Genomic DNA, 12347 nt, shown 5'->3' on the forward strand with positions numbered 1-12347 from the left:
ATTTATTAAAAATAAAAAACGAGTTTCTGAATAGAAACTCGTTTTTTATAAATATCTGTTTGTAATAAACTAGTTTACTTTGAAAGCCTTCCCTTGTGGATAATACGCTACCATTCCTAGTTCTTCTTCGATTCGTAGCAGTTGATTGTATTTTGCCATTCGATCAGAACGTGATGCTGAACCTGTTTTTATTTGTCCTGTATTCAAGGCTACGGCTAAATCAGCAATTGTATTATCTTCTGTTTCTCCTGAACGGTGAGACATTACAGAAGTGTATCCTGCATTGTGAGCCATATTAACAGCTGCAATAGTTTCTGTTAATGTTCCAATTTGGTTTACTTTAATCAAGATAGAGTTGGCAATATTATTTTCAATTCCTCTTGACAAACGTTCTACATTGGTTACAAACAAATCGTCTCCCACCAATTGTACTTTGTTTCCTATTTTCTCAGTTAAGTATTTCCAACCTTCCCAATCGTTTTCATCCATTCCATCTTCTATTGAGATGATTGGATATTTTTCTGCTAACTCTGCCAAGTAATCTGCCTGTTCTTGTGAAGTACGAACTTTTCCTGTACTTCCTTCAAATTTTGAGTAGTCATATGCGCCATCTACGTAAAATTCTGCAGCAGCACAATCTAAAGCAATCATAACTTCGTCTCCTAACTTATATCCTGCATTTTTTACTGCTTTCGAAATGGTATCCAACGCATCTTCGGTTCCATCTAAAGTTGGCGCAAAACCACCTTCATCACCCACAGCTGTACTTAATCCTCTGTCGTGTAATACTTTTTTTAGATGGTGAAAAATTTCGGTCCCCATTTGCATAGCATGCGTAAAGTTTTTGGCTTTTACTGGCATTACCATAAATTCTTGAAATGCGATTGGCGCATCAGAGTGTGAACCACCATTGATGATGTTCATCATTGGTACAGGTAATGTATTTGCAGATACACCACCAACATATCTGTATAAAGGCATTCCTAGTTCATTGGCAGCCGCTTTTGCAACCGCTAATGACACACCTAATATTGCGTTTGCTCCTAAGTTTCCTTTATTAGGTGTTCCATCAAGATTGATCATTAGTTGATCTATTTGATTTTGTTCAAAAACAGAGATTCCCATTAGTTCTTCTGCAATGGTTGTGTTTACATTCGCAACAGCTTTGCTAACTCCTTTTCCCATATATGCAGTGCCTCCATCTCTTAGTTCTACTGCTTCATGTTCTCCCGTAGAAGCTCCTGAAGGAACAGCTGCTCTTCCCAAAATTCCATTTTCAGTAACTACATCTACTTCTACTGTAGGGTTTCCTCTTGAATCTAATATTTGTCTTGCGTGAATGTTTATAATTCTGCTCATTTTCTTTGTGTCTTTTATTTTCTGTATTGGCTAATTTACGAAACTATCATAAGTTTTATACGCTCTGTCGTTGCTTTTACGGATATTCTACGAATGTGTTCTATTTACTTATTTTTATAAAATGCGAAAACGTTTTCCTCATAAAATAGTGCAACTATTTTTTAGTGTATAGCACAATATGTTGAGGAGATTTGAAAGCATATGATAAAGGTTTATTCATGAACGACTTGTCTGCACTATAATTTACAAGTACTGCTGCATTTGGCACTTCTCGTTGCCATGCATTTGATTGCGTAAGTTTTCCTTCTAAAATCATAGCCACTTGTCCGTAACTTTCAGAAACATCAATTGCAATGGTCGCTTTTCCTGCATTCGCAGTATTTTGTGCTTTTGCAAGCACATCTTGGTTGCTAGCATTTCCAAGTTTTTCCCATGCTCTAGATTGTGCTACTATAGGTTGTATGCTATCGTATATTACATATTCACCTAAATCATTTTTAAAGTCTTCTATTTTATAGAATTCCGAAATCATCTTCGTAATGCTATTTCGACAATCATTTCTATTCACTGCATTTTCCTTACAGTTTTTAAAATAAGCTATTGAAGTTGCTAAAAACTGTTCAGTATCTGTTGATAATGGTTGTTCTGTAGTTGTTGTACTGATTTTTTTACTTTCAGAAACAATTGGCGTTTCTGTTTTCTTTTCTTCTTTACAAGAAACTACAAGTGATGCTACCATGAATAAAATAAAGATTGTGCGCATAGTAAGAATTTTATTTTTTCGTTTATGCCGTCTTTACTTTAGCTATATTTTCAATGAATTGATCAAATAGATATTCTCCATCATGAGGTCCAGGACTTGCTTCCGGGTGATATTGTACTGAGAAGCAGTTTTTGTCTTTGATACGAATTCCCGCCACTGTATTATCATTCAAATGCACATGTGTGATTTCAACATTGGCATTTGCTTCTGTTTCTTCTCTATTGATTGCAAATCCGTGGTTTTGAGAAGTTATTTCTCCTTTTCCTGTAATCATGTTTTTCACTGGATGATTAATTCCACGGTGTCCATTATGCATTTTGTAAGTTGATATGCCATTGGCCAATCCAATTACTTGATGTCCTAAACAAATTCCAAATAGTGGTAAATCACGTGCAATTACTTCTTTTGCTAAGTTAATCGCATCTTCTAGAGGTTCAGGATCTCCTGGTCCATTAGACAAAAAGTATCCATCAGGATTCCAAGCGTTCATCTCTTCAAAACTTGTATTGTATGGAAATACTTTGATACAAGCATCACGTTTAGCTAAGTTGCGTAAGATATTCTTTTTGCAACCAATATCGAGTGCTGCAATTTTATATGTTGCATTTTCATCTCCATATATATATGGCTCTTTGGTAGATACTTTAGAAGCCAATTCCAACCCTGCCATACTTGGTACTTCTGCTAGTTTTGCTTTTAATTCATCAATTTTATCTACATCTGTAGAGATAACAGCATTCATTGCTCCATTATCTCGAATATAGCTTACTAACGCTCTTGTATCTACATCAGAAATTGCAAATAGATTATTTTTTTCTAAAAAATCTTTTAAAGAACTATCTGCAGCATCTCTAGAATATTCATAGCTAAAACTTTTACAGATTAACCCTGCTATTTTCACACTTTCAGATTCCATTTCGTCTTCAGCCGTTCCGTAGTTTCCGATATGCACATTAGCAGTTACCATTAATTGGCCAAAATATGAGGGGTCTGTAAAAATTTCTTGATATCCAGTCATTCCTGTATTGAAACATACTTCACCAAAAGCAGTACCAGGTTGTCCCACTGCTTTTCCGTAAAAAATAGTTCCATCTTCTAAAAGTAATAGCGCTTTTTGTCGAGTTTGATATTTCATATTGCTATGCTTGTTTAGTTGTGTTCTATTGTAATTATTGTGTTGTTGTGTACTTTTCCTGTGATTTGGTAGCCCAAAGAAAGAATATTTTCTTTGAACCATGTGTTTGTTAAAATATCATTGTGTGATAATATTTCTAATATTAAAATAGGTTTGCATCGTTTGATTGTTTCAATAGCTCCTTTGAGTGCAGGAATTTCAAAACCTTCCAAATCAAATTGTATGATTGAGATATTTCTGTCCTTTGGAATGATGCTATCTAACGTTTCAATGACAATGGGTACAAATTTACCATTTTCTGAATCAATTATTCTACTTGCACCACCTAATTGTCGTCCATCTTCTGTAGCAACTTGCAGTTTTAGTGATGATTTCTCAGCGCCTAAACCAACTTGAAAAAGTTCTACATTCTTTAAATTGTTGATTCGTATTGTAATATCGGCACACCTAAAAAATTCTAAACTTGGCTCAAAGCTCCAAACTTTGGCATTTTTAGAAATGTTTTTAGCAATTCCTGGTAAAAAATCACCAAAAAATGCTCCTGCTTGTATCACATCGCTATCACCAGCATGATTAATAATGAATTGAATCGTATCAGGTTCATATACTTCTCCTTTCAAAATAGCTTGAACAACCGATTCTTTTTGTACGGAATACGGCGTGCAATAACCACCATATTTATTATAAGCGATAGTAGCATCGAGCGTAAATTCATTTTGCATGAAAGAGGCTACATAAGCAGGCTTCGTTACATATCCTTTGTTTAGCAATTTTTGTTTGATAAACTTTTTAAGCTTTTTAGGAACTAATGATTTTACAAATTGGACCATTTTAAAGTATTCGGTTTGTGATATAAAAAAAGGATAAACTTAAAAAGTTTATCCTTTAATATGTTACGAATTCATTTTCATTATTCTTCTTCGTTAGAAGCTTGAGGAGTTTCTACTACAGGTGTAGTTTTCTTTCCACCACTTCTTCTACTACGTCTTGTAGATTTCGATTTCTTCTCAGTATTGTACGTTTCGTTGTAGTCTACTAACTCGATTAATGCCATTTGCGCATTATCTCCTAGACGATTTCCTAATTTAATAATTCTTGTATAACCACCTGGTCTGTCAGCTACTTTTACCGCTACTTCTCTAAACAATTCAGTAACTGCGTATTTGTTTCTAAGTTTACTAAATGCTAAACGACGATTGTGCGTTGTATCTTCTTTCGACTTAGTTACAATTGGCTCAATAAATTGCTTTAACGCTTTTGCTTTAGCAACTGTTGTATTGATACGTTTGTGCTCAATTAAAGAACAAGCCATATTAGCTAACATTGACTTTCTGTGAGCCGTTTTTCTACCTAAGTGGTTTACTTTTTTTCCGTGTCTCATGACATTTGTTTTTAACCTTTATCTTGCTTCGACTCGTTTGAGGAGCAAATTACAAAGGAATTAATCTTTATCTAATTTATATTTTGATAAGTCCATTCCGAAACTTAATCCTTTTACATTCACTAATTCTTCTAGTTCTGTTAAAGATTTTTTACCAAAGTTTCTGAACTTCATTAAATCGTTTTTGTTGTAAGATACTAAGTCTCCTAAAGTATCTACTTCTGCAGCTTTTAAACAGTTCAATGCTCTTACAGAAAGATCCATGTCAACCAATTTAGTTTTCAATAATTGGCGCATGTGCAATGACTCTTCGTCATATGTTTCTGTTTGTGCAATTTCATCTGCTTCAAGAGTGATACGCTCATCAGAGAATAACATGAAGTGATGAATTAATGTTTTTGCTGCTTCAGTCAATGCTTCTTTTGGATGGATAGAACCATCTGTAATGATTTCAAAAACTAGCTTTTCGTAGTCAGTTTTTTGCTCAACACGATAGTTTTCTATGCTGTATTTTACATTCTTTACAGGTGTATAAATAGAGTCTGTAAAGATAGTTCCTAAAGGAGCATTTGATTTTTTATTTTCTTCAGCAGGAACATATCCTCTACCTTTTTCAACAGTGATTTCCATATTAATGTTCACACTTGGATCCATGTTACAAATCACTAAATCAGGATTTAATACTTGGAATCCAGAAATGAATTTTTGGAAGTCACCAGCCGTAAGTTGTTCTTTACCTGAAACTGAGATTGAAATTGATTCATTATCAATATCATCTATTTGGCGTTTGAAACGAACTTGCTTAAGGTTTAGAATAATTTCTGTTACATCTTCTACAACACCAGAAATCGTTGAAAATTCGTGATCTACTTTGTCGATTCGTACAGAAGTAATCGCAAAACCTTCCAATGATGATAGAAGTACTCTTCTTAATGCGTTCCCGATAGTTAGCCCGTAACCAGGTTCTAAAGGACGAAATTCAAATTTGCCATCGAACTCAGATGAGTCAATCATGATAACTTTGTCGGGCTTTTGGAAGTTTAATAATGCCATATTAAGAATACTTTCTGATTATTTATTATTTAGAATATAATTCTACGATTAATTGTTCTTTGATGTTCTCAGGAATTTGAAGTCTCTCAGGAACTGATACATATGTACCTTCCTTTTTATCTCCATTCCATGTGATCCATTCGTACACATTGCTAGAATTAGTCAAAGATCGCTCAATTACGTCTAAAGATTTTGATTTTTCTCTTACTCCTACTACATCACCTGCTTTTAATGTGTATGAAGGAATATTTACTAACTCACCATTTACAGTAATGTGACGGTGAGATACTAATTGTCTTGCACCACTTCTTGTTGGAGCAATACCCATTCTGTATACTACATTGTCTAAACGAGACTCACACAATTGTAATAATACTTCACCGGTAATTCCTTTGCTACTGTTTGCTTTTTTAAACAAGTTTCTGAACTGACGCTCAAGAATTCCGTACGTGTATTTTGCTTTTTGTTTTTCTTGCAACTGGATTGCGTATTCGGATTTTTTACCTCTACGTCTGTTATTTCCATGTTGCCCTGGAGGATAGTTTCTTTTTTCAAAAGATTTATCGTCTCCGAAAATTGCTTCACCAAATTTACGAGCAATTTTAGTTTTTGGACCAGTATATCTTGCCATTTCTAATAATGATTATGAGAGTGATCATGAATTAAGGCTGTCCTTCGATGATCGTTAATCTCTCAGTGAAAAAATAATTAATTATACTCTTCTTCTTTTAGGAGGTCTACATCCATTGTGTGGTAATGGAGTAACATCAATAATTTCTGTTACTTCAATTCCAGCATTGTGAATAGTTCTGATTGCAGATTCTCTTCCGTTTCCAGGACCTTTCACATATACTTTTACTTTACGTAAACCAGCTTCGTGTGCTACTCTTGAAGCATCTTCTGCTGCAGTTTGAGCTGCATATGGAGTGTTCTTTTTAGAACCTCTAAAGCCCATTTTCCCAGCAGATGACCAAGAAATCACATCTCCTTTTTTGTTAGTAAGTGATATGATGATATTGTTGAAAGATGCAGTTACGTGCGCTTCTCCAACAGACTCAACTATTACTTTACGTTTTTTTGTACTCTTGTTAGACTTTGCCATACTTTTAGTATTAAGGTTTTGATAGTGTTGTAGTATGATAAACTCGTACTACTTTGTACCAATTACCAACATCTATGTTAATTATTTAGTTGCTTTTTTCTTGTTAGCAACAGTTTTTCTTCTACCTTTTCTTGTTCTAGAGTTGTTTTTCGTACGTTGACCTCTTAATGGAAGTCCTGATCTGTGACGAATTCCTCTGTAACAACCGATATCCATTAAACGTTTGATGTTTAATTGTACTTCGGTACGTAATTCACCTTCAATTGTGTAAGCTCCAACAGCTTCACGAATTCTTCCGATTTCATCATCTGTCCAATCAGATACTTTCGTATCTTCACTTACGTTTGCAGCAGCTAAAACTTCTTTAGCTCTACTTTTACCTACTCCAAAGATGTATGTTAATGCGATAACACCTCTTTTGTGTTTTGGAATGTCTACTCCTGCGATTCTTGCCATAACTATCCTTGTCTTTGTTTAAATCTAGGATTCTTTTTATTGATTACGTATAATCTTCCCTTACGACGCACAATTTTGCACTCGGGACTTCTCTTTTTTAATGATGCTCTTACTTTCATGATTTTAGTATCTATAAGTAATTCTTGCTTTTGTTAAATCGTAAGGACTCATTTCTAATTTTACTTTATCTCCAGGTAATAATTTTATGTAATGCATACGCATTTTACCTGAAATATGAGCCGTTACGATGTGACCGTTTTCTAATTCTACTCGGAACATAGCATTTGATAATGCTTCTATAATTGTTCCATCTTGTTCTATTGCAGCTTGTTTAGCCATAATTATGCAACTACTTTACGATTTTTACCAGTTTTCATTAAACCATCATAATGTCTGTTTAACAAGTATGAGTTTATTTGTTGCATGGTATCAATAGCAACTCCTACCATAATTAGCAACGATGTTCCTCCGAAGAATAATGCCCAACCTTGTTGGATTCCAAGGATGTTTCCAACGATTGCTGGAAAAATAGCGATCAATGCTAAGAAAATCGAACCTGGCAAGGTAATTTGAGACATTATCTTGTCTAAGTATTCTCCAGTTTCTCCACCTGGGCGAATCCCTGGAATAAATCCTCCACTTCTTTTCAAATCATCTGCCATTTTGTTTGTCGGCACTGTGATAGCCGTGTAGAAGTAAGTGAATATGATGATTAAAAATGCAAATAAAACATTGTACCATAAACCAAATACATCTTGAAAATTTGCCTGCATCCACTGTCCTACAGTAGATTCTGCACCTAATCCTTTTCCAAGAGCTGTAGGCACAAACATCAATGCCTGTGCAAAGATGATAGGCATTACTCCTGATGCATTTAATTTTAATGGAATAAATTGTCTTGCGCCAAATACATTCTTTTCGTAACCACCTGTTGCTGTTCTTCTAGCATACTGTACTGGTATTTGACGAACTGCCATTACCAACAGAACACTTGCTAGAATAATTGCCAACCAAATAACTATCTCGATTAGAATTAACATTGGCTTTCCTGAATTAGAAACAAATTCCTGCACAAATGCTTGTGGCATGTATGCAATAATTCCCACCATAATTAATAATGAGATACCATTACCGATTCCTTTATCTGTGATTTTTTCTCCTAACCACATTGCAAAAATGGTTCCTGTAACAAGAATAATTACGGAAGGAATGATGAAATCAAGACCTCTACCTACAGTAAAAGCTTCATTTGGAACACCTAATTGACCTAATCCCCATAAGTAGAACGGTGCTTGCACCAAACAAATAAGAATTGTCAACCATCTTGTGATTTGAGTGATTTTTTTACGTCCACTCTCTCCTTCTTTTTGAAGTTTTTGTAAGTAAGGAATTGCGATTCCCATCAACTGTACTACAATAGAAGCAGATATGTATGGCATAATTCCTAATGCAAATACAGAAGCCTTAGCGAAAGCTCCTCCAGTAAACATGTTTAATAGACCTCCAAGTCCGTTATCGAAATTACCGGCAAACTCTGCGCCAAGTTTTGTATAGTCCATACCTGGAAGACTCACTTGTGCACCAAATCGGTATACAAGTAAAAGTCCAAGAGTTACTAAAATTTTGTTTTTTAGTTCCTCAATTTTCCAAATATTTTTTATTGTGTCAATAAAATTTTTCATGCTTCTATGTGAAAATTATAAAGTTACTGCTTCTCCTCCTGCTGCTTCGATTGCTGCTTTAGCTGAAGCTGTGAATTTGTGTGCTGTAACTTTTAATTTTGATTTTAGCTCACCTCTTCCAAGGATTTTCACTAAATCATTCTTTCTAGCTACTCTATTCGCTACTAATAATTGCAAATCAACAGTATCTGTGATTTTACCTTCATCCACTAATTCCTGAAGTTTATCTAAGTTTACACCTTGATATTCTTTACGGTTTATATTTTTAAAACCGAACTTAGGAACACGTCTTTGTAAAGGCATTTGTCCACCTTCGAATCCAATTTTCTTTGAATAACCAGAGCGAGATTTAGCACCTTTGTGTCCTCTTGCGGCAGTACCACCTTTACCAGATCCTTGACCTCTACCTACTCTTTTGTTATTACTTTGAACTGAACCTTCAGCTGGTTTTAAGTTACTTAAATCCATAACCAGTTGTTATTTTTAAGCTTCTTCTACAGAAACTAAGTGTTTAACTTTATTTACCATTCCAAGGATGTTTGGTGTAGCTTCATGCTCAACCACCTGACCGATCTTTCTAAGACCTAGCGCTTCTAGTGTTCTCTTTTGATCTTGAGGACGACTAATTTTGCTTCTTACTTGTGTTACTTTAATTTTTGCCATTTTATCCTTGATTTATCCTTTAAATACTTTCTCTAAAGAAATTCCTCTTTGCTTAGCCACAGTTCTTGGATCTCTCAATTGTAATAATGCATCAAATGTTGCTTTAACTACATTGTGAGGGTTTGATGATCCTTGTGACTTTGATAATACATTGTGAACTCCAACAGCTTCTAATACCGCACGTACAGCTCCACCAGCGATAACTCCAGTACCCGAAGAAGCTGGTTGAATATATACTCTCGCTCCACCGTATTTACCTTTTTGCTCGTGTGGCAATGTTCCGTTTTGTAATGGAATACGAACTAGGTTTTTCTTTGCATCTTCAATTGCTTTTGCAATTGCTGTAGCAACATCTTTTGATTTTCCTAGACCGTGTCCTACAACACCGTTTTCGTCTCCAACAACTACGATAGCTGAGAAACCAAAAGCTCTACCACCTTTAGTAACTTTAGTTACACGTTGTACTCCTACCAAACGATCCTTTAATTCTAGTCCACCTGGCTTTACTAATTCTGCGTTTTTGTATTTCTGATACATAGTTTCTTAGAATTTAAGTCCTCCTTCTCTAGCTCCTTCAGCTAATGATTTTACTCTTCCGTGGTATAAATATCCACCTCTATCAAATGAAATTGTTTCAATTCCTGCTTTTAAGGCTTTTTCAGCAATTGCTTTCCCAACTTGAGCTGCTATTTCTGACTTTGTTCCTTCAGCTTTGATATCTTTATCTCTTGATGAAGCAGCAACTAATGTTTTACCATCTACATCATTGATAATTTGAGCATAAATTTCTTTATTACTTCTAAAAACAGACAATCTTGGTCTAGCTTCAGTACCACCAACGATTTTTCTGATTCTGTTTTTAATTCTTTGTCTTCTTTCAGTCTTTGATAATCCCATAATTAATTATTAAGCTGATTTACCTGCTTTTCTTCTTAATACTTCTCCAACGAATTTAACTCCTTTTCCTTTGTAAGGCTCTGGCTTACGGAACGCACGGATTTTAGCAGCTACTTGACCTACTAATTGTTTATCGTGAGAAGTTAATTTTATAATTGGGTTCTTACCTTTCTCAGATACTGTTTCAACTTTCACTTCTGGAGCTAAGTCCATAACAATATTGTGAGAAAATCCTAAAGCTAACTCTAAACGTTGTCCTTGATTACTTGCTCTGTATCCAACTCCCACTAGTTCTAGTTCTTTAGTAAATCCTTTAGATACACCTTCAACCATATTGTTGATTAATGCTCTATATAGACCGTGTTTTGCTCTATGATCTTTGCTATCAGATGGACGTTCTAGAACGATTTGACCTTCTTCTTGTTTGATAGTAACTCCATCAACTTGTTGAGTCAATTCTCCTAGTTTCCCTTTTACGGTTACCTGACCTTCTTTTATATCTACAGTAACTCCTTCTGGAATACTTACTGGGTTTTTACCTATTCTTGACATTTCCGTTAGTCTTTTTAATTAGTAAACGTAACATAAAACTTCACCTCCAACATTTTCACGTTTAGCTTGCTTACCTGTCATTACTCCGTGAGAAGTAGATACAATCGCAATTCCTAATCCGTTCAATACTCTTGGAAGATCATTAGCTCCAGCATACTTACGTAAACCTGGCGTACTAATTCTTTGAATTTTCTTGATTACAGGTTCTTTTGTCATCTTATCGTACTTTAAAGCGATTTTGATTGACCCCTGTACTGTTGTATCTTCAAACTTATAGCTTAAGATATACCCTTGATCAAATAAAATCTTGGTAATCTCTTTTTTAAGTTTTGAAGCTGGAATTTCAACAACTCTGTGTCCTGCTCTGCTAGCGTTTCTTATTCTTGTCAAATAATCCGCTATTGGATCTGTATACATATTTATGAATTTGCGGTTTTGGTTTTCGATGTGTTAACATCAAACCTGAAACCAATTTATAATTTTACCAACTTGCCTTTTTTACTCCAGGAATTAATCCTTTGTTTGCCATTTCTCTAAACATTACACGAGAAATACCAAATTGGCGCATGTACCCTTTTGGTCTTCCAGTAAGCTTGCAACGATTGTGCGTACGAACTGGAGAAGCATTTTTTGGTAACTTTTGCAATGCCTCATAATCTCCAGCTTCTTTCAAAGCTTTTCTTTTTTCAGCATACTTAGCAACCAATTTTGCTCTTTTTACCTCACGGGCTTTCATTGATTCTTTAGCCATATTAATTCTTTTTAAAAGGTAATCCTAATTCTGTTAATAATGATTTAGCTTCTTTATCTGTTGATGCAGAAGTTACAAATGTAATATCCATTCCAGCAATTCTGTTTACCTTATCGATATTTATTTCAGGAAAAATAATTTGCTCAGTAATTCCTAAGTTATAATTACCTCTTCCATCAAAACCATTTGCTTTAATACCACCAAAGTCTCTTACACGAGGTAAGGCTGTAGTAGTCAATCTATCAAGGAATTCATACATCTTCTCTCCACGTAACGTAACTTTTGCACCAATTGGCATTCCTTTACGTAACTTGAATGAAGCGACATCTTTTTTAGAAATAGTAGCTACGGCTTTTTGACCAGTTATTTTACCAAACTCTTCAATAGCATGGTCAATTAACTTCTTATCAGCTACAGCTCCACCAACTCCTCTACTTAAAACAATTTTTTCAAGTTTTGGAACTTGCATTACGTTGCTGTATCCGAATTCTTCTGTAAGAGCTTGGATAACTCTATCCTTGTACTCTTTTTTTAATCTTGGAATATAAGCCAT

General features: G+C 34.8%; 20 protein-coding genes. All 20 read right to left on the reverse strand.

Going from position 1 to position 12347, the window contains the following annotated elements:
* Window positions 1–69: 69 nt before the first annotated feature.
* Window positions 70–1359, reverse strand: a complete 1290-nt coding sequence (gene eno / locus AA088_RS11145) for a phosphopyruvate hydratase (RefSeq protein WP_046745078.1) — start codon at window positions 1357–1359, stop codon at window positions 70–72.
* Window positions 1360–1513: 154 nt separating this feature from the next.
* The gene (locus tag AA088_RS11150; RefSeq protein ID WP_157547161.1) at window positions 1514–2122 is read right to left on the reverse strand and encodes a hypothetical protein; all 609 of its coding nucleotides are present in this window, start codon (window positions 2120–2122) and stop codon (window positions 1514–1516) included.
* A gap of 22 nt (window positions 2123–2144) precedes the next feature.
* Window positions 2145–3257, reverse strand: coding sequence for a glutamine-hydrolyzing carbamoyl-phosphate synthase small subunit (gene carA, locus AA088_RS11155; protein WP_046745080.1), 1113 nt, complete (start codon window positions 3255–3257; stop codon window positions 2145–2147).
* Between the two features lie 14 nt (window positions 3258–3271).
* Window positions 3272–4087, reverse strand: a complete 816-nt coding sequence (locus AA088_RS11160; RefSeq protein ID WP_046745081.1) for an FkbM family methyltransferase — start codon at window positions 4085–4087, stop codon at window positions 3272–3274.
* A gap of 80 nt (window positions 4088–4167) precedes the next feature.
* Entirely contained in the window at window positions 4168–4638 is a 471-nt protein-coding gene (gene rplQ, locus AA088_RS11165) for a 50S ribosomal protein L17 (RefSeq protein WP_046745082.1), read from the reverse strand.
* 60 nt (window positions 4639–4698) lie between these two features.
* Complete coding sequence (locus AA088_RS11170; protein WP_046745083.1) at window positions 4699–5691, reverse strand: DNA-directed RNA polymerase subunit alpha; 993 nt, start codon at window positions 5689–5691, stop codon at window positions 4699–4701.
* Window positions 5692–5716: 25 nt separating this feature from the next.
* Window positions 5717–6322, reverse strand: coding sequence for a 30S ribosomal protein S4 (rpsD, locus tag AA088_RS11175; RefSeq protein WP_046745084.1), 606 nt, complete (start codon window positions 6320–6322; stop codon window positions 5717–5719).
* An 81-nt stretch (window positions 6323–6403) separates the two neighbouring features.
* On the reverse strand, window positions 6404–6793 hold the full coding sequence (rpsK, locus tag AA088_RS11180) for a 30S ribosomal protein S11 (protein ID WP_046745085.1): 390 nt from the start codon (window positions 6791–6793) through the stop codon (window positions 6404–6406).
* Window positions 6794–6874: 81 nt separating this feature from the next.
* Complete coding sequence (rpsM, locus tag AA088_RS11185; protein WP_046745086.1) at window positions 6875–7249, reverse strand: 30S ribosomal protein S13; 375 nt, start codon at window positions 7247–7249, stop codon at window positions 6875–6877.
* A 2-nt stretch (window positions 7250–7251) separates the two neighbouring features.
* Window positions 7252–7368 (reverse strand): type B 50S ribosomal protein L36, encoded by a 117-nt coding sequence (ykgO, locus tag AA088_RS18020; RefSeq protein ID WP_074978891.1) that lies wholly within the window; start codon window positions 7366–7368, stop codon window positions 7252–7254.
* 4 nt (window positions 7369–7372) lie between these two features.
* Window positions 7373–7588 carry a translation initiation factor IF-1 gene (infA, locus tag AA088_RS11190; RefSeq protein WP_007094967.1) on the reverse strand — a complete coding sequence of 72 codons (216 nt, stop codon included), beginning with the start codon at window positions 7586–7588 and terminating at the stop codon, window positions 7373–7375.
* A gap of 2 nt (window positions 7589–7590) precedes the next feature.
* The gene (secY, locus tag AA088_RS11195; protein ID WP_046745087.1) at window positions 7591–8931 is read right to left on the reverse strand and encodes a preprotein translocase subunit SecY; all 1341 of its coding nucleotides are present in this window, start codon (window positions 8929–8931) and stop codon (window positions 7591–7593) included.
* Between the two features lie 15 nt (window positions 8932–8946).
* Window positions 8947–9399 carry a 50S ribosomal protein L15 gene (gene rplO, locus AA088_RS11200; protein WP_046745088.1) on the reverse strand — a complete coding sequence of 151 codons (453 nt, stop codon included), beginning with the start codon at window positions 9397–9399 and terminating at the stop codon, window positions 8947–8949.
* Between the two features lie 15 nt (window positions 9400–9414).
* Window positions 9415–9594 carry a 50S ribosomal protein L30 gene (rpmD, locus tag AA088_RS11205; RefSeq protein WP_046745089.1) on the reverse strand — a complete coding sequence of 60 codons (180 nt, stop codon included), beginning with the start codon at window positions 9592–9594 and terminating at the stop codon, window positions 9415–9417.
* 12 nt (window positions 9595–9606) lie between these two features.
* Window positions 9607–10131: a 30S ribosomal protein S5 gene (rpsE, locus tag AA088_RS11210; RefSeq protein WP_046745090.1), complete on the reverse strand. Its 525-nt coding sequence runs from the start codon at window positions 10129–10131 to the stop codon at window positions 9607–9609.
* Window positions 10132–10137: 6 nt separating this feature from the next.
* The gene (gene rplR, locus AA088_RS11215) at window positions 10138–10491 is read right to left on the reverse strand and encodes a 50S ribosomal protein L18 (RefSeq protein ID WP_046745091.1); all 354 of its coding nucleotides are present in this window, start codon (window positions 10489–10491) and stop codon (window positions 10138–10140) included.
* A gap of 9 nt (window positions 10492–10500) precedes the next feature.
* Entirely contained in the window at window positions 10501–11043 is a 543-nt protein-coding gene (rplF, locus tag AA088_RS11220; protein WP_046745092.1) for a 50S ribosomal protein L6, read from the reverse strand.
* Between the two features lie 18 nt (window positions 11044–11061).
* Window positions 11062–11460 (reverse strand): 30S ribosomal protein S8, encoded by a 399-nt coding sequence (gene rpsH / locus AA088_RS11225; RefSeq protein WP_046745093.1) that lies wholly within the window; start codon window positions 11458–11460, stop codon window positions 11062–11064.
* Between the two features lie 64 nt (window positions 11461–11524).
* Window positions 11525–11794, reverse strand: coding sequence for a 30S ribosomal protein S14 (gene rpsN, locus AA088_RS11230; protein ID WP_046745094.1), 270 nt, complete (start codon window positions 11792–11794; stop codon window positions 11525–11527).
* Window position 11795: 1 nt separating this feature from the next.
* Window positions 11796–12347, reverse strand: coding sequence for a 50S ribosomal protein L5 (gene rplE / locus AA088_RS11235; protein WP_046745095.1), 552 nt, complete (start codon window positions 12345–12347; stop codon window positions 11796–11798).

It is taken from the genome of Kordia zhangzhouensis, assembly GCF_001005305.1.
GTDB classification, from domain to species: domain Bacteria; phylum Bacteroidota; class Bacteroidia; order Flavobacteriales; family Flavobacteriaceae; genus Kordia; species Kordia zhangzhouensis.

What these genes read in the sequence shown, in the direction of transcription:
- rplF (WP_046745092.1), bottom strand. Translation starts at nt 11,043, where the DNA reads ATGTCAAGAATAGGTAAAAACCCAGTAAGTATTCCAGAAGGAGTTACT.
- rpsN (WP_046745094.1), bottom strand. Translation starts at nt 11,794, where the DNA reads ATGGCTAAAGAATCAATGAAAGCCCGTGAGGTAAAAAGAGCAAAATTG.
- rpmD (WP_046745089.1), bottom strand. Translation starts at nt 9,594, where the DNA reads ATGGCAAAAATTAAAGTAACACAAGTAAGAAGCAAAATTAGTCGTCCT.
- AA088_RS11170 (WP_046745083.1), bottom strand. Translation starts at nt 5,691, where the DNA reads ATGGCATTATTAAACTTCCAAAAGCCCGACAAAGTTATCATGATTGAC.
- ykgO (WP_074978891.1), bottom strand. Translation starts at nt 7,368, where the DNA reads ATGAAAGTAAGAGCATCATTAAAAAAGAGAAGTCCCGAGTGCAAAATT.
- rpsH (WP_046745093.1), bottom strand. Translation starts at nt 11,460, where the DNA reads ATGTATACAGATCCAATAGCGGATTATTTGACAAGAATAAGAAACGCT.
- AA088_RS11150 (WP_157547161.1), bottom strand. Translation starts at nt 2,122, where the DNA reads ATGCGCACAATCTTTATTTTATTCATGGTAGCATCACTTGTAGTTTCT.
- rplE (WP_046745095.1), bottom strand. Translation starts at nt 12,347, where the DNA reads ATGGCTTATATTCCAAGATTAAAAAAAGAGTACAAGGATAGAGTTATC.
- rplO (WP_046745088.1), bottom strand. Translation starts at nt 9,399, where the DNA reads ATGGATTTAAGTAACTTAAAACCAGCTGAAGGTTCAGTTCAAAGTAAT.
- infA (WP_007094967.1), bottom strand. Translation starts at nt 7,588, where the DNA reads ATGGCTAAACAAGCTGCAATAGAACAAGATGGAACAATTATAGAAGCA.
- rpsE (WP_046745090.1), bottom strand. Translation starts at nt 10,131, where the DNA reads ATGTATCAGAAATACAAAAACGCAGAATTAGTAAAGCCAGGTGGACTA.
- rpsD (WP_046745084.1), bottom strand. Translation starts at nt 6,322, where the DNA reads ATGGCAAGATATACTGGTCCAAAAACTAAAATTGCTCGTAAATTTGGT.
- AA088_RS11160 (WP_046745081.1), bottom strand. Translation starts at nt 4,087, where the DNA reads ATGGTCCAATTTGTAAAATCATTAGTTCCTAAAAAGCTTAAAAAGTTT.
- carA (WP_046745080.1), bottom strand. Translation starts at nt 3,257, where the DNA reads ATGAAATATCAAACTCGACAAAAAGCGCTATTACTTTTAGAAGATGGA.
- eno (WP_046745078.1), bottom strand. Translation starts at nt 1,359, where the DNA reads ATGAGCAGAATTATAAACATTCACGCAAGACAAATATTAGATTCAAGA.
- rplQ (WP_046745082.1), bottom strand. Translation starts at nt 4,638, where the DNA reads ATGAGACACGGAAAAAAAGTAAACCACTTAGGTAGAAAAACGGCTCAC.
- rplR (WP_046745091.1), bottom strand. Translation starts at nt 10,491, where the DNA reads ATGGGATTATCAAAGACTGAAAGAAGACAAAGAATTAAAAACAGAATC.
- rpsM (WP_046745086.1), bottom strand. Translation starts at nt 7,249, where the DNA reads ATGGCAAGAATCGCAGGAGTAGACATTCCAAAACACAAAAGAGGTGTT.
- rpsK (WP_046745085.1), bottom strand. Translation starts at nt 6,793, where the DNA reads ATGGCAAAGTCTAACAAGAGTACAAAAAAACGTAAAGTAATAGTTGAG.
- secY (WP_046745087.1), bottom strand. Translation starts at nt 8,931, where the DNA reads ATGAAAAATTTTATTGACACAATAAAAAATATTTGGAAAATTGAGGAA.